Source organism: Undibacterium sp. GW821-FHT07F11, assembly GCF_059418665.1.
The window spans coordinates 389984-413515 of sequence record NZ_JBWKQH010000006.1; the positions used below are offsets into that span (position 1 = coordinate 389984).

Below are 23532 nucleotides of genomic sequence, written 5' to 3' on the forward strand. Positions count from 1 at the left end.
CTCAGCAGACAGGATTCCAGAGGATCTGGAAACATGGTCGTCATCAGATCAACAAAAGTATAGGGACATAAATTTGCTAAAACAATCAAACTAAAGTCTGCTTACAATTAATACAATTTGTGCTTTGCTGAAAAGAAATAAAACTTATTTCCCATCTATCCACAGCTTATGTACAGTTTCTCCACAGGCAAAGGCAGGCTTGTCTACAGCTTGTCCACCGACTTATCAACAGTACCCTGTTTTATGCTGCGGCGCGGCGATTGTAAACATACCCGATACTCAGCGCTGCCATGCCCAGCATGATTTGCCATATGACGGAATGACTGTTTGCCACGCCATTGAACCCAAATATATCAATCATCGGTGCTTTGCTTGCATTGATTGCGACATAAATGCCGAACAGGAATAGCGACAAAAAGGTGCGAGGCGTTTTCGATAAGCGCCCCAGCAGGCAGGCTACCGCACTCATGCTGAAAATGCCGGTCAGTAATGCCAGTGCACGTACAGGCTCATGCATAGCCCAACGCAAGCCGATGACACCCATCAACATTAAACCCAGCAAGGCAGTTGCCGCAAACTGGCGCAAATAACGTTGGGCAATGCCGCCAGATAAAGCACCGGTCATTTCATCAGTCGCAGTCTGATGGTCACGGCTGCTCAGGTCACTGATGAGTATGCCCCAGATGGCAACACTGATCGTTAGCAAACCAGGCAAAGCACCTGTGCGGAAAAACAGAGACAACAAGGGAATGAGCAGCAATGCCAGTCCGGCGACAGGTGTGCTTGCCACTGTCAGTGCAATATCTGCACATATTTGTCCAGGCAGGCCTGGCAAGGCTTGCGCCAGGCGAAACAGGGGCTGGGTCATGCCAGCGAAAGGACGCAACAATTGATTCAGGAAATTCAAAGGTGAACGGCGTTTGCGGGTTTGGCTGACTTTGACACGATCAGGTGAAAACCTGTGGAACAGGACTATCGCTGGCAGCAGCGGCAATAAAGCCAGCATGGCAGTGGCGCCACGCAAGGCCAATAATTTGCCCGACCACATGACGGCAGGTAAAAGTATGGGGGTGAGCTTTGCATCAAAAGTGGCCGTACCCAGAGACATGTACTTGGTACTCATATACAGCTTCAGATGCGCTATCGATGTTGCTGAGCCTATGAAATCGATATACATATAGGGATTGATTTCTCCTGCGATACTGCCATCCACTTTTTCCATCAGGGCGATTTGCGCAACCCAGATAAAAAAGAAAATCACGTCACCCAGCTTGCCCATCAATGGCGAAAAACTGTCAAACAAAATGGCGCAACTGACGGCAAAAAATACCATGGGCAAGAGCAGGGCCAGATAGGTTTGCAGATAGATGAACAAGTCTATCGGCCCTTCGCCACGCACTAAATGACAGACCAGCATCGCACCCATGAATGCACCGGTCAAAGCCAGCAAATACACCACCCCGCCCATCCAGCGACCCAGCAGGAAGATGCCATTACCTATAGGCGTGGCAGCGATAACACCGCCACAACCACTGCGCATGTCTTCTGCGATACGACCACGTACCAGATAGAAACCGGCCAGGCCAAACAGCAGGCTGGCCAGTGCCGCACTGCCATATGCGAGGGCAGAACTGGTGTACAGCACCCGGGTATTTTTAATCACCATCAAAGCCGTACCTGTTTGCGGATCAGGGATCATGATCCAGGCTAAAGCGATGACTGCCAGGACGGCGACCACGCTGCTCAAACGACGCAGGCGCAGGCGGGCTTCATTCAATACCAGGATAGTCAGCGTATTCAGCAGGGAAGGGCTCATGCTGCCAGCTCCTGTACCGCATAGCGTTGTGCCATCAAAGCTTCTTCGAGACTGGGAGCTGCATGCCGGGCACCGGCACAAGGCTGGTGCGGGTGGGCGATACGCAAGCTCATTTGATTGCCTTGCTTTTGCGTTTGCAATACATGTACCTTGTTGCGCAAGGCATCATATTCATGGCTGGCGATTTCGGCAGTCCAGATTTGCCCATGCGCCTGCGCCAGGATTTCATCTGGCGTTGCATGAGCAATCAGTTTGCCCTGACGCATGATGGCCAATTGACTGGCAATGCTTTCTACGTCAGAGACTATATGGGTGGACATGATCACCAGTTTTTTGAAGCCCAGCTCACTCAATAAATGGCGGAAGCGCAAACGTTCTTCCGGGTCCAAGCCGGCGGTTGGCTCATCAACGATAAGTATGTCAGGATCATTCAGCAGCGCTTGCGCTATGCCCAGACGCCGCCGCATGCCGCCAGAGAAGGTCGATGCCTGACGTTTGGCCTGGTCATGCAAGTTCACCATTTCCAGCAAGTGTCTGATCCTGGCCGGATCGCGTACACCTTTTAGAGCAGCAAAATACTGCATGAATTCCAGCGCTGTCAGGTTTGGATAAATACCAAAATCCTGTGGTAAAAATCCCAGGCGCTGACGTATGGCTTGCGGCTTTTTAATAATGTCCTGCCCCTGGAAAAATATGCTGCCACTACTGGGACGCGTCAGGGTAGCCACCATTTGCATGAGCGTGGTCTTGCCCGCGCCATTGTGTCCTATCAGGCCGACTACACCTTGACCCAGATTGAGTGACAAGTCATGTACTGCGGTCAGTTTCTTGCCAAAGTTTTTTGTGACATTCCGGATTTCCAGCATCTTGTCCCCCTGGTATCGTCATTTTTTTGAATAGGGTGACTGTAGAGAAAAGCAGCTTGCTTTGCCTCGACATTGAGACAGATTGCTTAAATCGCGGTATGAAGTGGCTTTAAAATGACTTTTAAATGCAAGGACTATATTTTTTATAAAACGGTTAATACGATAATTGAAGCTTATACTGGCTTATCACCAAGGCCTTGGTGTTCCCGGGAGCAAAATCATGAGTAAAGTTCAGCAAAGCAATAAAGAGACAAAGAAGCAGGCAGCCAGTACGCCTAAAGAAAAGAAAGCCGCCAAGCAAGCCAAGAAGGAAGCTGGAACGGCAATTCCATGGACACAGCGCACAGGCGCATAGTTTTGAACAGCACCAGGGAGAATATTTCAGCCTGGTGTGAATGTATCTGAATCAAAGATAATCTATGTCCGGAGTTCATTTTGAAATGAACTCCGGACATCAGCAACGCACATTAGTAAATCACACGGGCATAAATCTCGCCAGATACTCAGGCGAATTAATAAACTGCCCTATCAGTGTCACCATGTCGGTACCTGACTGCGCCAGCAAGGTATCAAACGTCGCCTGATCCGGTGCATGACCCAGCAAACCTATGTAATCCAGCGTCAGTGACACTTTGGATTGCGAATTCGCCTTGAACTCGGTCGACTCGGTAAAGCCCGCCAGCATATCACCACGGCTTAATCCATTCCCCAGTTGTCCCAGCCAGTAAGCCTTGCCTGCTGCATCTGAACTACGGTGCAAGACATTCTGATAAACCCGGTCTACAAAGGCCGTATTGTCCAGCGCCCCATAGGTTTTCTGGAACTCTGCACTGGACACAAAGGATGCACTGATCTTACTCAGGTTCATGCCATCCTTTTGCGCTTGCATCCAGTAAGCCAAGCCTTCACGGTCTGGCAAGCGGTCGAAGGCACCAAAGTACAGACGCGTGATACCACCGATACCGCCCTGGAATTCAGCCGACTCCATGAAGGATGCCGCTACCTGGGCACGGCTCATCTTGCCGCTGTCTATCTGCCCCTGCCAGTACTGTACCCCTGCCGTATCGGCTTCACGGAACAGCACATCACGGTAGAGCTGCATGGCAAACAGGTCAGAACGATGCAGCACGTCATTATCTTTGACATCCAGCTTGGTACCTACCCTGGCTTCGATGGCATCCGGGATGCCATCGCCATCCTTGTCGCCGGGCAGGGATGTATTCGGGTTGGTCGGGATCGTGGTTTTAAAGCCCAGACCGCCGTTGAGAGTGATCTTGCCATCCACCTTGCCATCACTGTCATACAAGCCACCATCGGCTATCTTGAAGTCCACTTTCAGCTTGCCGTTCACCGTCGCAATATTAGTGGCGATATTAGTCCAGGTACCGGTTTTGTCTTGTACCCAATAGCCATTCACCGGACCCAGGGCATCGGTGTACAGCGACATCGTGGTTTCCTGACCTGCGGCAAGGCCTGTGAGCTGGCTGGTGATCATGCCATATTGCATGGTCAGTTCGGCTGGCAGTGTAGCTGGCGTTACCGTGGTGTTCACATTGGTTTGCGACAGGAAATTATTATTGGACAGCGTCACATAATGATTAATCGCTGCTGTGTTGTTATGCCATAACAGTGAACTGACATTCTTCTGCGATTGATCCGGTATGCCGTCGCCGTTACCGTCGCCATTGCCTGAACCCAGCAGATTAGGTACTTCTGCTTCTACACGCTGCAAAATGCCATCGCCGTCTGCATCCGAGCCACCCGTGCCAGGATTGTCATTGTTAGGGTTGATGCTGAAAGCCTGGGAGAACGTCGCCCCGCTATTGCCAGCCAGATCTGCCACCCTGACTTTAAGGGTATTGCTGCCAGTCAGCAATTGATTTGGCAAACTCCAGCTTGTGCTACCCGCTGTCGCCAGGGTATTAATCCAGTTGACACCATTGTCAAGCGAGACTTGTACGGTTTCACCTGCGAGCAGGCCAGCACTCAGGCTGCCCGAAATAGTTTGATCGCTGATAGTCGTAATGAAGTCAGTGTTGCTGGCACCATCATCATTGGATAGGCGCACAGAACCTATGCCAGTCGTCGGTGCCGTATGATCCACCTGATACAACTGCCCGGTAAAGCCGCCATTCAAGGCCAGGCTGGCCGTATCCACAATCCCCGTTCCTGCATTCTTGAGATTCAGCCCCAGCGTACCATCGCCTGTCAGACCAGTAATCCTGACACTATAGGTAGAAGGATCAAGCTGGGTCACGCTGCTGATGGTGCCTGCAACCGTGCCTGTGGTGGCCAGCGCAAAGGCTGCCGCATTCACACCCGTGACAGCTTCACTGAACGTGACCTTGTAATCCACCGCACCCAGATTCGTGTTTTCAGACTGGACACGGGCAATGCCGGTGGCATTCGGGTTGACATTGTCACCGACAGCGATAGTAAAACTCTTCTCATAAGCAGCACCCATGCCATCAGTTGCCCTGATATACACAGTGTAGTTACCCGGTGTCATGCCCAGCGGGTTCTTCGCCACCAGGCTATTCCCCGAGATCGCGAATTTGGCATTGTCTTTATCATTCGTACCATTACCGCTCACCAGGCTAAAGCTGGCAGTATCACTTGGATTAGGATCAACGGCTGTTAGCGTGCCAACGCTGCTGTTGTCTGGTGATCCTTGCAGGATGGAAGCAGGGACCAGATTAATATTGGTCGGTGCGGCATTGACACCCGTCGCAATCACAGTGGTGGTGTTGTTGAGTACCGCAGAAGCAATGCCATCATTGGCACTGATGGTGAAGGTCGTGGTTTCCGTACTACCGACAGGCACACGACCAGCAGCAGGCTGGAATACCAGACCACGGATGGCAGCCTGTACGGCAGCCGGGGTACCGGCAGCATGGGTATAGGTCAAACCACCATCTGCCGTCGAGAAGCCAGTCGCTGCCAGTGAGGCAGCAGTAAAAGCACCTTTGGCTGCCAGATCGAGAGTGATGATGATGGTTTCTGAAGCACCCACATCAGGATCGGTGATAGTCACGCCTGCGAAAGGTGAAACCGTGGTGGTTTCTGTCACGGTCTGGCCAGCAACAACACCACCGATAACGGGGGCAACATTATTACCGGTAACGGTAATGCCATTGCCAAACAAATCAGCGATGACCACCGCCGTGGCAGCACCGGTATTCCAGTCTTCCAGCATGCCCAGGTTGTAGGTGGTGGTGTCGGTGGACGAAGTACCGTCCTTGTTCATCCTCAACGCCAGAGCCGCCTTGTCGGTGGCACTCATGGTGATGGTGAAGCTGGTATTGGAGGTGATATCGACGTTGGAGGTGTCAGTCAGGGTGTAGTTGAAAGCACCTTGTCCCAGCAAACGGATACGGTTGGCGGTGATGTCATTGGCCGCACCTGTCAATGTCAGGAAGTTGTTACCAGTGACGACCAGTACACCGGTGGCGACATTGTAAGTCGCCGAGGTGACGGTAGGTGCCACCACGTTGGTGACGGTAATGCCATTGCCGGTCAGGTCGGCAATGACAACCGCTGCATCGGCACCGGCATTCCAGTCTTCGGCAGCGATCAGGTTATAGGTATTGACACTGGTGGAACTGGTGCCATTCTTGTTCATGATGAGATTGACACCCAGGCGGTCTGCGGCACTGAGGGTCAGGGTGAACGAGGTAGCCGAGGTGATCTCGACATTGCTGGTGGTGGTCAGGGCATAGCTGGCGCCACCTTCACCTTGCAGGCTGAATTTGTTGGCGACGATGTCATTGGTCGCGCCTGTCAGGGCACTCAGACCAGTACCTGTCACTACCAGTACACCAGTCACGGCATCATAGGTGGAGGAGGTAATGGTCGGGACAGGGATATTGCTGACGGTAATAGGTGAAGTCGTTACAGCGATATTGCCACCAGTAATGACACTGTCCCAGTCATCGGCTGCGGCCAGGTTGTAAGTGGTGCCACCAGTCGATGTGGTGCCGTTCTTGTTGAACAGGGCTTCGACGGCAACCTGGTCAGCACCGGCCAGTGTCACTGCAAAGCTGGTGGCGGAAGTAACTTCGACATTGCCGGTCGTAGACAGCGTACGGGTGGCCGCACCTTCACCTTTGATGGTCAGGGCTGAGACGGTAATGTCATTGGTGGCACCCAGGGTGCTGACCAGGTTGGTGCCGGTGACGGTCAGTACATGGGTCGTGACATCGTAGGTTGCTGAGGTGATTGTCGGTGCATTGACGTTGGACACAGTGACGGCATTGCCAGTCAGGTCAGCACTGGATGTGGTGGTGACGTCCCAGGATGCAGCTGCAGCCAGATTGAAGGTGGTGGTATCAACGGCGGTGGTGCCAGTCTTGTTCAAAAGGCCGTTGACGGCCACTTTGTCGGCAGCATTGAGGGTGACTGCAAAGGCGGTGCTGCTGCTGGCGGTGACATTGGCGGTGGTCAGGGTATAAGAACCACCGCCCTGACCAACAACAGAGAGTTTGGATACGTCAATGGTGTCGCCACCAACGATATTGACAGCAGTGACACTCAGGATGCCAGTAGCTGCATCGTAAGTGGAACTGAGTATGCTAGGTGCAGCATTGGACACAGTGATGCCATTGCCAGTCAGGTCCTGGATATTGCCGCCAGTGATGACGCTGTTCCAGTCGTCGGCAACAGCCAGATTATAAGTCGTAGCGCTGCTGGCAGAAGAGGTGCCGTTTTTATTCAGAATGGCATCTACCGCTGCAATATCGGCGCCAGCGAGGGTGAAGGTAAAGCTGGTAGCGGATGTGACTTCGACGTTGCCAGTGGTGGACAGGGTGCGGGTTGCGCCACCTTCACCGGTAATCGTCAATGTGGAAACGGTGACGTCATTGGTGGCACCTATCGTTTTAACGAGATTGGTGCCGGTGACGGTGAAGACATGGGTGGTGCCGTCGTAAGTTGCAGAGGTGATCGTTGGTGCGGTGACGTTGGAGACGGTCACGGCATTACCGGTCAGGTCGGCACTGGAGGTGGTGGTGGCGTCCCAGGAAGCAGCAGCGGCCAGGTTGAAGGTGGTGGTATCAACCGCTGTGGTACCGTTGTTGTTCAATATGCCGTTGATGGCGAGCTTGTCGGCAGCATTCAGGGTGACGGAGAAAGCGGTACTGCTGCTGGCAGTCACGTTGGCGGTAGTCAGGGTGTAGGAACCAGCCTGGCCAGTGATGGTCAATTTCGATACATCAATGGTGTCGCCGCCAACGATGTTGACGGCTGACACACTCAGGACGCCAGTAGCCGCATCATAGGTAGAACTGAGTATGCTAGGTGCTGCATTCGAAACGGTGATGCCGTTGCCAGTCAGGTCCTGGATATTGCCGCCAGTGATGACGCTGTTCCAGTCATCGGCTGCAGCAAGATTGTAGGTGGTAGCACTGCTGGCGGAGGAGGTGCCGTTCTTGTTGAGCAAGCCATCGATTGCCGTGATATCAGCACCAGCCAGGGTGAAGGTAAAGCTGGTGGCGGAAGTAACTTCGACATTGCCAGTCGTGGATAACGTACGCGTTGCACCGCCTTCGCCAGTAATGGTAAGCGTGGATATCGTGACGTCATTGGTGGCACCGATGGTCTTGACCAGATTGGTACCAGTGATGGTGAAGACATGTGTCGTACCATCATAGGTTGCAGACGTGATCGTTGGGGCTGTGACATTTGAGACGGTCACGGCATTGCCGGTCAAATCCGCACTGGACGTTGTGGTCTGATCCCAGTTGGCAGCAGCGGCCAGGTTGAAAGTCGTCGTATCAACTGCTGTGGTGCCATTGTTGTTCAAAATCCCGTTAATGGCCAGTTTGTCGGCAGCGTTCAGGGTGACTGCAAAAGCGGTCGAGCTGCTGGCTGTGACGTTGGCAGTGGTGAGGGTGTAGGAGCCGCCCTGACCTGTGATTGACAACTTGGATACATCTATGGTGTCACCACCGACGATATTGACAGCTGACACACTGAGGATGCCGGTTGCGGCATCGTAGGTCGAACTAAGTATGCTTGGTGCAGCATTTGAAACGGTGATGCCATTGCCGGTCAAATCCTGGATATTGCCGCCAGTGATAACACTATCCCAGTCATCGGCAGCAGCCAGATTATAGGTAGTTGCACTGCTGGCAGAAGAGGTGCCATTCTTATTGAGTAAAGCATCAACGGCGGCGATGTCGGCACCGGCGAGTGTGAAAGTAAAGCTGGTCGCCGACGTCACTTCTACATTGCCAGTAGTACTCAGAGTACGTGTCGCACCGCCTTCTCCGATAATCGTCAGCTTGGATATGGTGATGTCGTTGGTGGCACCGATGGTCTTGACCAGGTTGGTGCCTGTAATGGTGAAGACATGGGTAGTACCATCGTAGGTTGCTGAAGTAATCGTCGGAGCAGTGACGTTCGAGACAGTCACTGCATTGCCGGTCAGATCTGCGCTGGACGTTGTCGTCTGATCCCAGTTGGCAGCTGCGGCCAGGTTAAACGTCGTTGTATCGACCGCAGTCGTACCGTTGTTGTTCAATATGCCGTTGATTGCCAGTTTGTCGGCAGCATTCAGCGTGACGGAGAAAGCGGTGCTGCTGCTGGCAGTGACATTGGCGGTGGTCAGGGTATAAGAACCAGCCTGGCCGGTGATCGACAGTTTGGAGACATCGATGGTGTCGCCACCGACGATATTGACCGCAGATACCGACAGGATGCCAGTAGCAGCATCGTAGGTGGAACTCAAAATACTTGGTGCTGCATTCGAAACGGTGATGCCGTTGCCAGTCAGGTCCTGGATATTGCCACCAGTGATGACGCTGTTCCAGTCATCGGCTGCAGCCAGGTTGTAGGTAGTGGTGCTGACAGAGGATGTGCCATTTTTATTTAACAAGGCATCAACAGCTGCAATGTCAGCACCAGCCAGAGTGAAGGTAAAGCTGGTCGCAGATGTGACTTCGACGTTGCCAGTGGTGGATAACGTACGCGTTGCACCGCCTTCGCCAGTAATGGTAAGTGTGGATATCGTGACATCATTGGTCGCGCCTATGGTCTTGACCAGATTGGTACCAGTGATGGTGAAGACATGGGTAGTACCATCGTAGGTTGCTGAAGTAATCGTCGGAGCAGTGACGTTCGACACTGTCACTGCATTGCCGGTCAGATCTGCACTGGACGTGGTAGTCTGGTCCCAGTTGGCAGCAGCGGCCAGATTGAACGTGGTGGTGTCAACGGCAGTCGTGCCGTTGTTGTTCAAAATCCCGTTAATGGCCAGCTTGTCGGCAGCGTTCAGCGTGACTGAAAAAGCAGTCGAGCTGCTGGCTGTGACGTTGGCGGTGGTCAGGGTATAAGAACCAGCCTGACCGGTGATGGACAATTTCGATACATCAATGGTGTCGCCGCCAACGATGTTGACAGCAGACACACTCAGGATGCCAGTCGCTGCGTCGTAAGTGGAACTCAAAATACTTGGTGCGGCATTCGATACGGTGATGCCATTACCTGTCAGGTCGGCGATATTGCCGCCGGTAATGACACTGTCCCAGTCATCGGCTGCTGCGATGTTATACGTTGTGGCGCTGGTGACTGAGGAGGTGCCATTCTTGTTGAGCAAGGCATCGACCGCTGCAATGTCTGCGCCAGCGAGTGTGAACGTGAAGCTGGTGGCACTGGTAACTTCTACATTGCCAGTGGTGGTCAAAGTACGGGTGGCACCACCTTCGCCGGTGATGGTCAGTTTAGAAATCGTGATGTCATTGGTGGCACCTATGGTCTTGACCAGATTGGTGCCTGTAATGGTGAAGACATGGGTAGTGCCGTCATAAGTTGCTGACGTGATTGTTGGTGCTGTGACGTTCGAGACGGTGACGGCATTGCCAGTCAAATCCGCACTGGACGTTGTGGTCTGATCCCAACTGGCGGCAGCGGCCAGGTTGAAAGTAGTGGTATCAACTGCAGTCGTACCATTGTTGTTCAATATGCCGTTGATCGCCAGTTTGTCGGCGGCATTGAGAGTAACTGAAAAAGCAGTCGAACTGCTGGCGGTGACATTGGCGGTGGTCAGCGTGTATGAACCAGCCTGACCGGTGATCGACAGTTTGGATACATCAATGGTGTCACCACCGACAATATTGATGGCGGACACACTCAGGATGCCTGTTGCCGCATCATAGGTAGAACTGAGTATGCTAGGTGCAGCATTGGAAACGGTGATGCCATTGCCAGTCAGGTCGGCGATATTGCCGCCAGTGATGACGCTATTCCAGTCGTCGGCTGCAGCGAGATTATAAGTGGTGGAACTGCTGGCGGAGGACGTGCCGTTTTTATTTAAAAGAGCGTCTACCGCTGCAATATCGGCACCGGCGAGCGTAAAGGTGAAACTGGTGGCAGAAGTGATTTCTACATTGCCCGTTGTAGACAAAGTACGGGTCGCACCACCTTCGCCTGTAATCGTCAGTGTAGAAATCGTGACGTCATTGGTCGCACCAACGGTCTTGACCAGATTGGTGCCGGTGATCGTGAAAACGTGCGTCGTGCCATCATAGGTTGCCGATGTAATCGTCGGGGCGGTAACGTTAGATACTGTCACTGCATTACCAGTCAGGTCAGCACTTGCTGAAGCCGTGACATCCCAGTTGGCTGATGCAGCCAGGTTGAAGACAGTGGTATCGACAGCCGTAGTACCGTTTTGGTTCAATATACCATTGACGGCAATTTTATCGGCAGCATTGAGTGTTACAGAGAATGCCGTCGTGCTGCTGGCAGTGACATTGGCGGTGGTCAGGGTATAAGACCCAGCCTGGCCTGCCACTGCCAGTTTGCTGACGTCTATCGTACCACCATTGGTGATATTGATGCCAGTGACAGCCAGGATGCCGGTACTTGCATCGTAAGTGGCACTGGTGATGACTGCAGGGGCATTGGATACCGTGATCGCATTGGTGGCGTCGGCAATATTGCCGCCAGTAATCACGCTGTCCCAGTCATCACCCGCTGCCAGATTGTAAGTGGTGCCGCCACTGGAGGTCGTGCCATTGTTGTTCAGCAATGCATCTACCGCAGCAATATCGGCACCGGCCAACGTGAACGAGAAAGTGGTTGCACTGCTTATCTCGACATTGCTGGTTGTGGACAAGGTGCGTGTTGCACCGCCCTGGCCAGTAATGGTCAGGGTAGAAATGGTGATGTCATTCGTTGCGCCGACAGTCTTTACAAGATTCGTACCGGTAACTGTAAAGACGTGAGTGCTGCCATCGTAAGTCGCTGACGTGATGGTTGGTGCCGCGACATTCGATACGGTGACAGCATTGCTGGTCAGGTCTGCGACTGCATTGGCAGACCAGCTTGCAGCAGCTGCCAGATTAAACACTGTGGTATCAACAGCCGACGTGCCATTGTTATTGAGTATGCCGTTGATGGCTATTTTATCTGCCGCGTTCAGGGTAATCGAGAACGATGTCGTGGTACTGGTGGTACTGGCGACCGTCGTCAGTGTGTAAGACCCGCCCTGGCCTGTCAGTGAGAGCTTGGTTTCATCAATGGCACCACCATTGATCATGTCCAGGCCAGTGACAACCAAAACCCCCGTGCTGGCGTTATAAGTGGCACTGGTGATGGTGGCAGGGTTATAGTTGACGTCTAAAGTACCGCCATTATTGTAGATTTTGGCGACCCCTGCCGGAGAGGACCCGACTATGGTGGCCCCATTCACTACGGTTCCTACTGCACCGCTGACACCAGAGTTTCCCGTCATTGCAGTGTAGTTGGCACTGGTTACCTTGACGGTGCCACCCTGGTTCCAGATCGCGCCGACACCCTTGCCGCCCAGACCCTGGCTATTGCCAGCGCCACCACCGCCACCGCCACCACCACCTGCACCTATATTGTTGGTGACTGCTGAAGTGCCTATGATGAACATGGTGCCGGTGTTATAAATTGCGCCGGCAGCTGCGCCACCTGCGCCACCAGTGGCGTCCCAGCCGGAGCCACCGCCACCGCCACCTATGGTGACGCTATTCGCTGTGCCAGTTGCGCCTGCGCCGCCATTGCTGTAACCACTGGCCCCTATACCGCCAGCGCCACCTCCAGAAGATGTGCCGCCACGACCACCCATCTTATTGAGGTTTGTATCGAATCCGCCGCCATAGCCACCACTCCCAGCACCGCCAGCAACGCCGTTATATGTGCCACCGCCGTTGCCGGCATTGCCGCCATTGCCGCCACCAATGCCACCAGCGCCGCTGCCACCGCCACCACCGCCACCAACAGATGGACTGGCTGCACCACCACCACCACCGCCGCCAGTCGCAAAGTTACCTGTGACCGTGCTATTTTTTAGCGTCAGGGTACCAGCGTTCAGGATCGCACCACCATTACTGGAACCACCGGCAGTCACAGTGTAACTGGTACCGCCATTGCCGGAAACGAGGCCATGAGTGATGGTTATCCCATCCATTACAACCGTGCCAGTCGTGATATTGAATGCGCGGCTCGAATAATTTGCGTCTACCACGACATCAGCTGTACCGTTGTCGTCAAGATCGAAGTCTATGGTCAGGTTTTTGTTGATGATCAGTTCGCCAGAACTCAGAGTTACTGTCCTGCTGGCATTCGAGGTGACAGTGTCACCAACACCTGCTACGGCAATCGCATTGCGCAGAGAACCTGCACCCGTATTATTGCCATTGGTAATCGTGACGGTTGCCAGCGAATGATCATAGTGACTTTCAGCATCCTTGGATAAAACCGATGTGGCTTCAATCTTGCCAGTGGTTACTTCCAGGTCCCAGTCTCCACCTGCGCCTGTGCGGTTGCTGGACGCTGCGACGTCAGCACCGGTCAATGTCGCCAGATTGGCAATAAAACTGGCACCCTCATCACCTGCTGCAAGGTTGCATGAATACACCAGGATATCGCCACCAGGTACCAGCGCTTTACCAATACTGGCCAGGGCATCGCTGTGAGTATTGAGGGTAGTGTTATCGAGAAAAGTTTTACCTAACCACAACTGGCCTTCAAAGCCATGCGCAACGATCTGTACCGAATTGACCTGGTGTCCAGCCAGATAGTCAGCCATTTGTTGCAGGCCATCTCCGGCTTTATCCAGAAAAACCACTTCCGTATTCGCTGCCAGGCCTTTCAACAAGCTTGCGCTATCCGTTACCCGGCTATCGATGAACACCACATCATGCGGAGCAGCATTGCCCGCATTAGCAGTAGTGTTGAATGGGGCAGGTGCTGGCAAGCCAGGGCTGCTTATCTGAATTTCATGTGCCTGCACATGATCGTTGTCAGACTGGCTATCTTGTGGGCGATTGATGTTGGACGTGTTCATGATAATCAGGCCTGGCTAGGGAGTTGATGTGCACCGTAAGTAGACTTAACGGTCAGATAATTGAAAAATTGATCAGTGTATTGTAAAAGCGTAAGCGTTACGTAACAGTATGTGACGCGTGATAGCAGATGCACGGCTGATGTCATGATGCCGTCTCCTGTTTGCTGTCAGGTTCTTTTGAAGTAATGACATTGGCACGGCTATTGCGGCTATCTTTCCAGAATGAAAGTGACTCGAATTTCTCAAACAAGTCAGGCGGCAAGATAGTCGGACGTTTTTCGAAGCTCACATACTTGCGCACCTTGTGCAGACCGTGCATGCCCAAAGGCGCATCGAATTCCGGCGCGTCATAGCTGACATTGGTGTAATCATGGGCAAATTCAGGCTCACCCAGAAATTGATAAATCAGAGGCATGACTTTTTCTGGTACTTGCGCCAGAAAATCATAATCAACGACCAGTAAAGAGTCCGCATGCTCGCCGTAAAAGGCTTCCTTCAGCGCGGTCCACGGGTAACCGACGAGGCGATTGGCCTGGGCCAGGGTTTCCACACGGCTATAGACGGTATTACGTTCTACGTCATCGTTAAACAGGCGGGTGATTTCATAAGGGTTGGCGCGGTAGCGGCGCTCAAGGCTATCCATGACCCAGGCGACATTGCGCACACAGGCAATGACTTTGGAGTCGGGGAATTGATCCATCAACACGGGCATGTGGGCACTCCACATGCGGTTGGTGTCAAAAATAACTTCCTTGTCATCATGGTCGGCATAATAGGATGCAAAGATGCCATGGGTAAGCCTGCGCCTTTGCGCTTTGCTGACCACAGTACCAAATTCACTGCCGGCACCGAGTTGATTCAGCATGCCGCGAAACAGGCTGCCAACCGGGCTGGTCATGCCGGCATGAAAGCGCGGGTTTTGCAACAGCAGGGCGGCCAGCAGGGTGGAACCCGAGCGCGGTAGTCCAGAAATGAAGTGATATTTCGCCTGACTCATGGGGATCTATGATTTTCCAAAAAAATAAACAACTGATCAACTGCATCAGACAGGCTGATCTGACTGGTGTCGATGATGCACTCGGGGTTGATGGGGGCTTCGTAAGGGGCTGAAACGCCGGTCAATTGCAAGGCCGGGTTCATTTTTGCCTTGGCATACCAGCCTTTTGGGTCACGCTGCTGGCAAATATGTAGCGGAGTGGCTACGTGGGTTTCAATAAAGTGATCATTACCTATGATCTGACGGGCATTTGCCCTGCCGCTGGCACTGGGGGAAACCAGGGCGACGATGACACAGATACCGTTGCTGTTGAGTATTTTCGCCACTTCTGCCGTGCGGCGACTTTGTTCTTCGCGTTCCGCAGTACTGAAGCCCAGATCTTTTGAGAGGCCAAGACGAAGTTCATCACCGTCAAGAACACAAACGGGTAAGCCCTGCCATCGCAAATGCGCCGCCAGTGCCTGCGCTATCGTGGTTTTGCCAGCTCCAGGGAAACCGCTCAGCCACCAGGTTCTGATTGCCCTGGCGGCATCATTGAACGATGTTACTGTTAAATTCGAATCAAGCATTCGCCAACCACCGATAATGTTACACAAGACATCGGGAGTTACTGAAGCCCGATACGTCATCCGCTACCAGGGCGTCATTCATTTATTGTTGCTGCCAGGAACTTGTTCAGGCTTGACGGTATTTACAATAAGAAAGACACAGAATAGTGGATTTTTATTTAACAAATAATACTAAAAAAATAACTGCAACTTTAGCATTTAATTGTTACAACACGCTGATTTAACAATATTTTGCTTATTTCTTGAGCATTGATTGTGCCACAGAAATTCTGTCAATTGAACAAGACCTGATAGAAAACTGTGTAACTACCATCAGCCTGGCGATTGGCATGTTGACCGCGTTCGGGTGCTGGCATCGTGGGGACAAAGGTCCAGACCTGGCTTCCAAGGACAGGATGCTCAAACGGGAAATTCCCCTGCGTAAGTTCAAACTGGCTGGGGCCAGAAAATATCAGGCTCAATGGGGTGCGGAACTGTTCCGGCAAACCACGTCTTGGGCGCTCTTCGGCTTCGACGAGCTTGAGTTCGACGATACCTGCAGTAGTCTGGAGGCCAAAATGTTCACCCACCAGGGCTTGCGCCTGTTCAAAAGTAATAGTCATGCTTTTTCAAGTGTAAAAAGTCGGGCTTGCAGAAAATGCCAAAAATAGGCAGGATGATAAGAATGTCATTCTAACCATCTTGGGAGTGCGTGTGTACAAATTACCGGGGACTTTACATTTGCGTGTTGTTAATGACGATGACAGGGACTTTCTGGATGCGCTGTACTTCAGCCGTCGTACTGATCTGCAGCAAATTCCGGGAGATCCTCAATTTGTGCAGCAGCTCATCAAAATGCAGCAGCAGATGCAGGCTATTGGTATACAGAACAATTTTCCGCAGGCACAGCATTTGCTGCTTGAAGATGGTGGCGTGCGCGTAGGCCGGGTAGTGCTAGATGCTGGTCAGAGCGATGTACGCCTCGTTGATATTGCCTTGTTGCCGGAAGTACAGGGCCGGGGCATAGGCAAGGCGGTTTTGCTGGCCGTACAGGGATATGCGTCAGATCAGGGACTGGGGATGAGTCTGGCGGTGGAAAAAGTGAATGCAAGGGCGAGGGCGCTTTATCTGTCCGCAGGTTTTCATGTGCATGGCGAGGACAGCATGTTTGAGCAACTGCACTGGCATCCCCAATCCAGCAGTCAGCCAGGTGGAGAGCAACATGCAACCTAGCACTTACCTGAAACTACCTTTTTCTTTTGAGCTCGCGCGTCTGCAGGCAGAATTGAAGGCGCTCGAAAATTCTGCATGGATCAGTCACTTCAATACCCGTGCCTATGAGAATAACTGGTCATGCCTGCCTTTGCGCTCTGTCGGTGGGCGCATGGACCATATCATTCCGGTCAATGAAGGGCAGTTTGAAGATACTGTCTTACTCAGGCACAGTCCTTACTTCAAGGAGGTCATCGATTTTTTTCAGTGTGACAAAACCTCGGTGCGCCTGATGTCACTGGAGTCAGGCGGGATTATCAGGGAGCACAGGGATGAAGGTACCTCACTCGAAGATGGTATTACACGTCTGCACATCCCCATTACCACGACGCCAGAAGTGCTGTTTCGCATAGAAGGTGAGGATGTGCATTTCTCTGCAGGTGATACTTGGTATCTCAATGCCAGTTGTCTGCATGGAGTGATCAATCCCGGGCCACAGGCGCGTGTCCACCTCATGCTCGACTGTGTCAGTAATGCTTGGCTGCAGCAGGCATTTACCGATGCCGGGTGGATAGCCAGGCCTGCGCCAAAGTACGGCGATAAAGCCATTCATGATGGCAATGTGGATGAGGTAATTGCGCAACTGCGCTCAACCGGGCAGTCTGCCGCACTGGAAATGGCGAACCGTCTTGAAGCTATCAGCAACAGCTTGCCAGCCTGATTTTTTCCGCACATCGATGCTAAGTCCGGCAATCTGCCGGCACCCCAACAAGGATTTCATGAACACCAAACAGGGATTTGCTGCAGAAGAGCGCGCCATGCTGCGTGGAAGCAGGATCGATGCCCGGACACTGGCCTCGTTTGCCAACTGGTATCCGGTCGCCATCGCTGCCGATAGTCAGGAAGTCTGGTGGCGCAATATGCATAAGCAGGTCTTTGTCGAGGCTTTTTTCCAGGATAGCCTTGCCACGCAAGACCGCGATGCAAGACAGGTTTGCAGTACGCCTCTTGCTACATTGAATGAGATTGCCGGGTGTGTTGACAGTGTCAAACCTACCGCTTTTATTTTTCATGTTTCCCGTTGTGGCTCGACTCTGCTTACGCAGATGCTGGCTGGCCTGGAGCAATGTATTGTGCTCTCTGAGCCGCCGGTCATTGATGCATTTTTCCGGCTCTATCATGAGAACCCGGACTTGCCTGATGCGCAGGCATTATTCCGGCAACTGGTGGCGGTGCTGGGACAGCGACGTGCTCATGCCGCACGCAGGGAGGAGCATTTTTTTATCAAGTTCGATAGCTGGCATTTGCCCTGGCTGGACTTCATACGGCAAGCTTTTCCTGAGGTTGTTTTTATCTTCCTTTACCGTGAACCACAGGCAGTGCTGGCTTCACACCGCCGCCAGCGTGGGCCACAGATGATACCTGGCTTGGTCAACACCACAAGATTGCAAGCAGATTTGCAGGGACTGGATCTGGCCGATCATGATGGATATACGGCAGCCATGTTGCTGGCCATGCTCCATGCCGGACTTGAGCACGGAGAAAATGCAGAAGCCATACTCTTGAACTACAGCCAGTTACCAGGAGTCTTGTGGCAGCATTTGCTCCCTTTGTTTTCCATGCAATGTGAGGACAGTGAATTAAAGCGTATGGAACAGCGGTCTGGGCTGCATTCAAAAAACAGGTATCAGCCCTATACCGGCGATGCTTTAATTGAAAGCAAAAGCAGTGCAGCCTGTGAACATGCATTGTTACAAGCTTTGGCTTTGTACGAGTCATTGGAGAGGTGCAGACTCAATCAGGAGAGATGAGGTTTTGTTAAATGTTGTTAAGTTAATGAAAATATTATTGATATTGTATTTTTCCAGGAAGAATTGAAGTGTGTTTTTATGATAAGAATTGTAGAATTAGTTTGCTTTTTTTGAAAGCAGGGATTTACTAAGGCTTGGCCTTCAATTAGGCAATTTGCAGGTTTTTCTACAACTGAAACTGAGATTGGAGTTAGCGATGGAAGCATTTATCGGTACGGTTTTACCCGTGGCATTTAATTATCCACCACGTGGTTGGGCATTTTGTAATGGACAACTAATGTCTATTGCACAAAACTCTGCATTGTTTGCCCTGCTGGGCACCATGTACGGCGGTGACGGCATGAACACTTTTGGTTTGCCAGATTTGCGTGGCCGTACCGTAGTCGGCTCCCAAGGTGCTGGTCCAGGAATCACTCCGGTTCAGCAAGGTGAGAGAGCCGGTACGAATAATGTCACCGTCATCGGCTCTGGTACGACTTCTTTCACCCTGAGCGTCAATAACCTGCCTTCCCATACACATACAGGTACCGTTGATACCAGCGCTTTGCAGGTTGCAACTGCTGTGACGGTTGGCACCGGTACCAATGGTGGATTGGCAGCAGTTGCTACCAATGGTGGTCTGACAAGCACTGCTGGTGGTCCATCTGGCGCGGCAATTTTCTTGCCAGCGGCAACAGCACCTACAGCGCCAGTGAACCTGGGTGGTGTTACTTCGACTATTACTGGTAGTGCTGCTGTCAACAATGCCAACACCGGTAATGGTGCAGCAGTTGCCGCGCCTGTATCAACAACGGCCAACATCTCGATCATGCAGCCTTACCTTGGTCTGAATTACATCATCGCAACAGAAGGTATATTCCCATCCAGGAACTAAGCCTGTTTGTTCGTAAAAATGGCGCATCACATGCGCCATTTTTTTATTCAGTTTTTCAAGCTGCCGCCGGTGACACGTTCTATGTCTGCCAGATCGCGCCAGCTTCGTACTTCAGTAAAGCCTGCCTGCATCAACAAGTCACGCACAGCCTCTGCCTGGTTATAGCCATGCTCAAGCAAGATCCAGCCATCTACATGCAAGTGTAAAGGTGCCTGGTTGATGATCTGGCGATAAGCCGATAAGCCATCGGCATGGTCGGTCAGGGCATTGATGGGTTCAAAGCGTAAATCACCTTGGTGCAGATGAGCATCATTGGCGATGATATAAGGCGGGTTGCTGACAATGGTGTGGAATTTTTTATTTGCCAGGGCGGCATACCAGTCGCTGCAGAGGAATTCTATTTTATTTGCGGGCAGATGGCGTAGTGCATTTTCCTGGGCTACTTCCAGGGCAGCAGGGCTGACATCGAGTGCAGTTACTTGCAAGTCGGAGCTTTGATGCGCAATTGCCACGGCAATCGCCCCGGAACCCGTGCCCATGTCCAGTAGCCTTGAATTGGCAGGCGCATATTGCAAAGCCAGTTCCACCAGCAACTCGGTGTCTGGCCTTGGGATCAGGACATCAGGCGTGACACGAAAATTCAAGCCAAAGAATTCCCGTTCTTGCAAGATGTAGGCAATGGGTTCACCCTGAAGGCGGCGGTTGAACAACTCGTCCAGGACGGCGAGTTGTTCAGTACTTAATATCAGTTCAGATTGCGTGATCAGTTGTATGCGCGTCAGACCCAGGCCATGCATGAGCAGCAGGCGAGTGTCTATGCGATCCAGCGGACTGGCGTTTTCACAAGCAGCCAGGGTGATGCCGGGCTGTAGCCAGTCCAGCATTAGCGTGAGGGGCCAAACATGCCGCGCTTGGTTTTTTGGTTGCGGATCAGCAGTATCAGCAAGGTCAGGCTAAACAATATAAAGAATATCCCAGCCCATGCTGGCAGTGACAAGCCCAGGGTAGGTGGATAAGGTGTTTCACACAGGCCGTCAGCCCTGAACATGGCTGGCCACCATTGCGCCAGGAAGAAACTGTTCAAGCCAGTTTCCAACGGGTCTATGCCACAAGACAGGGCAGGGTGTTCAAGTATCCAGAAATGCTTGCCAGCAGCACCCAGTCCTATCAGAGCAGATAACAGTGCCATGCCCGTAGTGAGGCGGTGAACGATGCCATCGTTGGCAACAGCTATCAGACAGAAAACCGCGATCAGGGCAAAGGCGTAGCGCTGGAATACGCAATACGGGCAAGGCAGCATTTTTTCTACGATTTGCAAATACAGGGCGGCTGCCAGCAAGCCTATGCAGATAAGGGCAATCGACAGCAAAAGTTTTTTCGACAGATTCATGGTGAACGCGGTGAAAGAATTGTTATTGGATGCGATCCTGGCGTTTTAGTTCTGTATCACAGGATAGTGGCAGCGAGTATCCGACAGTTTCATGCAATTGCGCAATCAAATACTGTTGATTTTACGCGAAAGCTGGTTTTGTCTTATGGATATGCTTATTTGTCATATCTATTAGTCATCCCTGCCGGTATCTCTAGTGGCCTTTCAATCAATCATCACCCAGTTCAGCCAGCAGTTCCGCCTGATGTTCTGCCACCAGCGCAGTCGTCAATTCCGTCAGCTCACCATCCATGATGAAATCCAGCTTGTACAGCGTCAGGTTAATGCGGTGATCTGTCATGCGGCCTTGCGGGTAATTGTAAGTGCGTATGCGCTCACTGCGGTCACCGGAACCGATCAGGCTCTTGCGGGTCGCTGCTTCCTTGGCTTGCTTCTCGCGCAACTGGCCATCCATGATGCGGGTTGCCAGCACACGCATGGCTTGCGCCTTGTTTTGATGCTGGCTGCGGCCATCCTGGCATTCGACCACAATACCGGTAGGTATATGCGTCAGGCGCACGGCGGAGTCAGTCTTGTTGATATGCTGACCACCGGCACCGCTGGCGCGGAAGGTATCTATGCGCAGGTCTGCATTGTTGATGACCACGTCCGCCAGTTCATCGGCTTCAGGCATGACGGCCACGGTACAGGCCGAGGTATGGATGCGGCCTTGGGTTTCTGTCGCGGGTACGCGCTGTACACGGTGGCCACCTGATTCAAATTTGAGTTTGGAATACACACCCTGGCCAGCCAGACGCACGATAACTTCTTTGTAGCCGCCCAGCTCGGATGGTGACTCGGACATGATCTCGGTCTGCCAGCGATTGCGCTCGGCAAAACGCATATACATGCGCAGCAAGTCACCGGCAAACAGCGCAGCTTCATCACCACCGGTGCCTGCGCGAATTTCCATCAGGATGTTACGGTCATCATTCGGGTCTTTGGGCAGCAGCATCTTTTGCAAATCACTTTCCAGTGTTTGCATGGTGTTTTTGGCGGCTTCTATTTCATCCTGCGCAAAGGCTTTCATGTCCGGGTCACTGAGCATGAGTTCGGCTTCGGCGATATCTGCCTGGGCCTGCTTGTAGTTGTTGTACAGGGCGACCAGGGGATCAAGTTCGGCATGCTCGCGATTGAGTTTGCGATAGGCATCCATGTCATTGGTGGCACCTTCCTGCATGAGCAGGTGGCCGACTTCGTCAAGGCGTTCGGCAAGCTGGTCGAGCTTATGTAGCATTGATGGTTTCATGATGTACTCTTTTTGCTGTATAGCGATAGATGCAGATAAGGCTAATGATAGGGTGGATCAGTGTGACCCAGATGGGATGTGCCAGTATATAGCCCGCGCTTACGCGGACAGACCAGCTGCGTAGCGAATCGCTAACGCTTGGTGCGGAATAATTGAGGTAACAGCGTTGCCAGACGGGCGCGTTCATCGCCGCTGGCCTGATGCAGTGCCTGTTGCGGGCCATGCAGGAATTTGGCGGTGATGCCCTTGGACAAGGCTTCGAGTACGGCGTCTATGTCTTCGCCACGTGCCAGCATCTTGCGTGCGCGTTCAAGTTCTATCAGGCGCAATTGCTCGCTGCTTTCATGCAAGTCCTGTATCACGGGTACAACAGCACGGCCATCTACCCAGTGCATGAAAGATTGCACGCGGGTTTCTATGATGGCCTCAGCTTGAGCAACAGCAGCCTGGCGATTTTCCAGCCCGGTTTGTACCACGGTGCCGAGGTCATCGACGGTATATAAAAACACGTCATCCAGCTTGGCGACTTCAGGTTCTATATCGCGCGGCACGGCCAGGTCTACCATGAAGATGGGGCGGTGCTTGCGCGCTTTGACGACACGTTCCACCAGGCCCAGACCGATGATGGGTAGCGAGGAAGCAGTGCAGGAAACGATAATATCGAATTGCGCCAGTTGCTGCGGCAAGTCTGCCAGGCGTATGGCCTTGCCGCTGAAACGATGGGCCAGTGCTTCGCCACGTTCCAGCGTGCGGTTGGCAATGGTGAGCGACTTGGGGTTTTGTGCCGCAAAATGAGTGGCGCACAGTTCTATCATTTCACCCGCACCGATGAACAGGACGTGCTGGTCAGCGATCTTGTCAAAAATACGTTGTGATAATCTGACAGCCGCCGCCGCCATCGAAACACTGTGCGCGCCTATCTCTGTGGTAGTGCGTACTTCTTTCGCGACCGCAAAGCTGCGCTGGAACATCTGGTGCAGATAAGTACCGAGACCACCGGCAGCTTCTGCCTGGCGTACTGCATCTTTCATTTGCCCCAAAATTTGCGGCTCACCAATGACCATGGAATCCAGGCCAGAGGCAACACGAAAGGCATGTCTTACCGCATTGTCTTGCGGCAGGGTGTACAAATGCGGGCGTAAATCTGTGTAAGACAGCTTATGAAAATCCGCCAGAAAGTGGGCGGTAGAATCAATGGCATTGGCGCCTGTGCAGGCAGCGTACAGTTCTGTACGGTTGCAGGTTGACAGGATCGCGGCCTCATTGCCATGCCTTGCCACATTGTCATCGCGACCAAACCAGGCACGTGCGGCCACCACTGCCTGAGAAATTTGCTCAGGCGAGAAGGCGACCTTTTCGCGCAAGGACAGCGGCGCGGTCGTGTGGTTGAGGCCAACGGCAGACAGTTGCATTGCA

General features: G+C 52.6%; 15 protein-coding genes. 5 read left to right on the forward strand and 10 right to left on the reverse strand.

The genetic code is table 11. From position 1 onward, the window contains the following. Positions 1 to 241: 241 nt before the first annotated feature. Positions 242 to 1816: an ABC transporter permease gene (locus tag AC07OI_RS17490; RefSeq protein ID WP_495258067.1), complete on the reverse strand. Its 1575-nt coding sequence runs from the start codon at positions 1814 to 1816 to the stop codon at positions 242 to 244. Continuing rightward, complete coding sequence (locus tag AC07OI_RS17495) at positions 1813 to 2682, reverse strand: ABC transporter ATP-binding protein (protein WP_492705038.1); 870 nt, start codon at positions 2680 to 2682, stop codon at positions 1813 to 1815. The genes AC07OI_RS17490 and AC07OI_RS17495 overlap by 4 nt, the downstream gene beginning before the upstream one ends. 220 nt (positions 2683 to 2902) lie before the next feature. Here AC07OI_RS17495 and AC07OI_RS17500 point away from each other — a divergent pair, with 220 nt between their 5' ends. Next, positions 2903 to 3037: a hypothetical protein gene (locus tag AC07OI_RS17500; RefSeq protein ID WP_255431525.1), complete on the forward strand. Its 135-nt coding sequence runs from the start codon at positions 2903 to 2905 to the stop codon at positions 3035 to 3037. 120 nt (positions 3038 to 3157) lie between these two features. On the opposite strand, the gene AC07OI_RS17505 is transcribed toward AC07OI_RS17500, so the two are convergent. From AC07OI_RS17505 to AC07OI_RS17520, 4 genes are all read right to left on the reverse strand, one after another. Then, a complete protein-coding gene (locus AC07OI_RS17505) occupies positions 3158 to 13996 on the reverse strand; it encodes a DUF4347 domain-containing protein (protein WP_495258068.1) in 10839 nt (3612 codons plus the stop codon). A 142-nt stretch (positions 13997 to 14138) separates the two neighbouring features. Further along, complete coding sequence (locus AC07OI_RS17510; RefSeq protein WP_495258069.1) at positions 14139 to 14993, reverse strand: sulfotransferase; 855 nt, start codon at positions 14991 to 14993, stop codon at positions 14139 to 14141. Next, positions 14990 to 15562, reverse strand: a complete 573-nt coding sequence (cysC, locus tag AC07OI_RS17515; RefSeq protein WP_492709041.1) for an adenylyl-sulfate kinase — start codon at positions 15560 to 15562, stop codon at positions 14990 to 14992. The genes AC07OI_RS17510 and cysC overlap by 4 nt, the downstream gene beginning before the upstream one ends. Positions 15563 to 15834: 272 nt before the next feature. After that, positions 15835 to 16164: a DUF6916 family protein gene (locus AC07OI_RS17520; protein WP_492709043.1), complete on the reverse strand. Its 330-nt coding sequence runs from the start codon at positions 16162 to 16164 to the stop codon at positions 15835 to 15837. Between the two features lie 91 nt (positions 16165 to 16255). On the opposite strand from AC07OI_RS17520, the gene AC07OI_RS17525 reads away from it, so the two are divergent. The 4 genes from AC07OI_RS17525 (at position 16256) to AC07OI_RS17540 (ending at position 19438) form a co-directional block, all read left to right on the forward strand. Next, the gene (locus AC07OI_RS17525; RefSeq protein WP_492709045.1) at positions 16256 to 16774 is read left to right on the forward strand and encodes a GNAT family N-acetyltransferase; all 519 of its coding nucleotides are present in this window, start codon (positions 16256 to 16258) and stop codon (positions 16772 to 16774) included. Then, positions 16764 to 17474, forward strand: a complete 711-nt coding sequence (locus AC07OI_RS17530) for an aspartyl/asparaginyl beta-hydroxylase domain-containing protein (protein WP_495258070.1) — start codon at positions 16764 to 16766, stop codon at positions 17472 to 17474. Before AC07OI_RS17525 ends, AC07OI_RS17530 begins: the two co-directional genes overlap by 11 nt. Positions 17475 to 17532: 58 nt before the next feature. Beyond that, entirely contained in the window at positions 17533 to 18564 is a 1032-nt protein-coding gene (locus AC07OI_RS17535) for a sulfotransferase (RefSeq protein WP_492709048.1), read from the forward strand. A gap of 196 nt (positions 18565 to 18760) precedes the next feature. Next, a complete protein-coding gene (locus AC07OI_RS17540; protein ID WP_492709050.1) occupies positions 18761 to 19438 on the forward strand; it encodes a phage tail protein in 678 nt (225 codons plus the stop codon). Between the two features lie 47 nt (positions 19439 to 19485). Here AC07OI_RS17540 and prmC read toward each other — a convergent pair whose 3' ends face one another. The 4 genes from prmC to hemA all read right to left on the reverse strand — a co-directional run bounded on the left by prmC (position 19486) and on the right by hemA (position 23528). Continuing rightward, positions 19486 to 20322 carry a peptide chain release factor N(5)-glutamine methyltransferase gene (gene prmC, locus AC07OI_RS17545; RefSeq protein ID WP_492709052.1) on the reverse strand — a complete coding sequence of 279 codons (837 nt, stop codon included), beginning with the start codon at positions 20320 to 20322 and terminating at the stop codon, positions 19486 to 19488. After that, positions 20322 to 20828 carry a disulfide bond formation protein B gene (locus tag AC07OI_RS17550; RefSeq protein WP_495258071.1) on the reverse strand — a complete coding sequence of 169 codons (507 nt, stop codon included), beginning with the start codon at positions 20826 to 20828 and terminating at the stop codon, positions 20322 to 20324. Before AC07OI_RS17550 ends, prmC begins: the two co-directional genes overlap by 1 nt. Before the next feature lie 208 nt (positions 20829 to 21036). After that, positions 21037 to 22116: a peptide chain release factor 1 gene (prfA, locus tag AC07OI_RS17555; protein ID WP_422979847.1), complete on the reverse strand. Its 1080-nt coding sequence runs from the start codon at positions 22114 to 22116 to the stop codon at positions 21037 to 21039. Between the two features lie 131 nt (positions 22117 to 22247). Next, complete coding sequence (gene hemA, locus AC07OI_RS17560; RefSeq protein WP_495258072.1) at positions 22248 to 23528, reverse strand: glutamyl-tRNA reductase; 1281 nt, start codon at positions 23526 to 23528, stop codon at positions 22248 to 22250. Positions 23529 to 23532 lie beyond the last annotated feature (4 nt).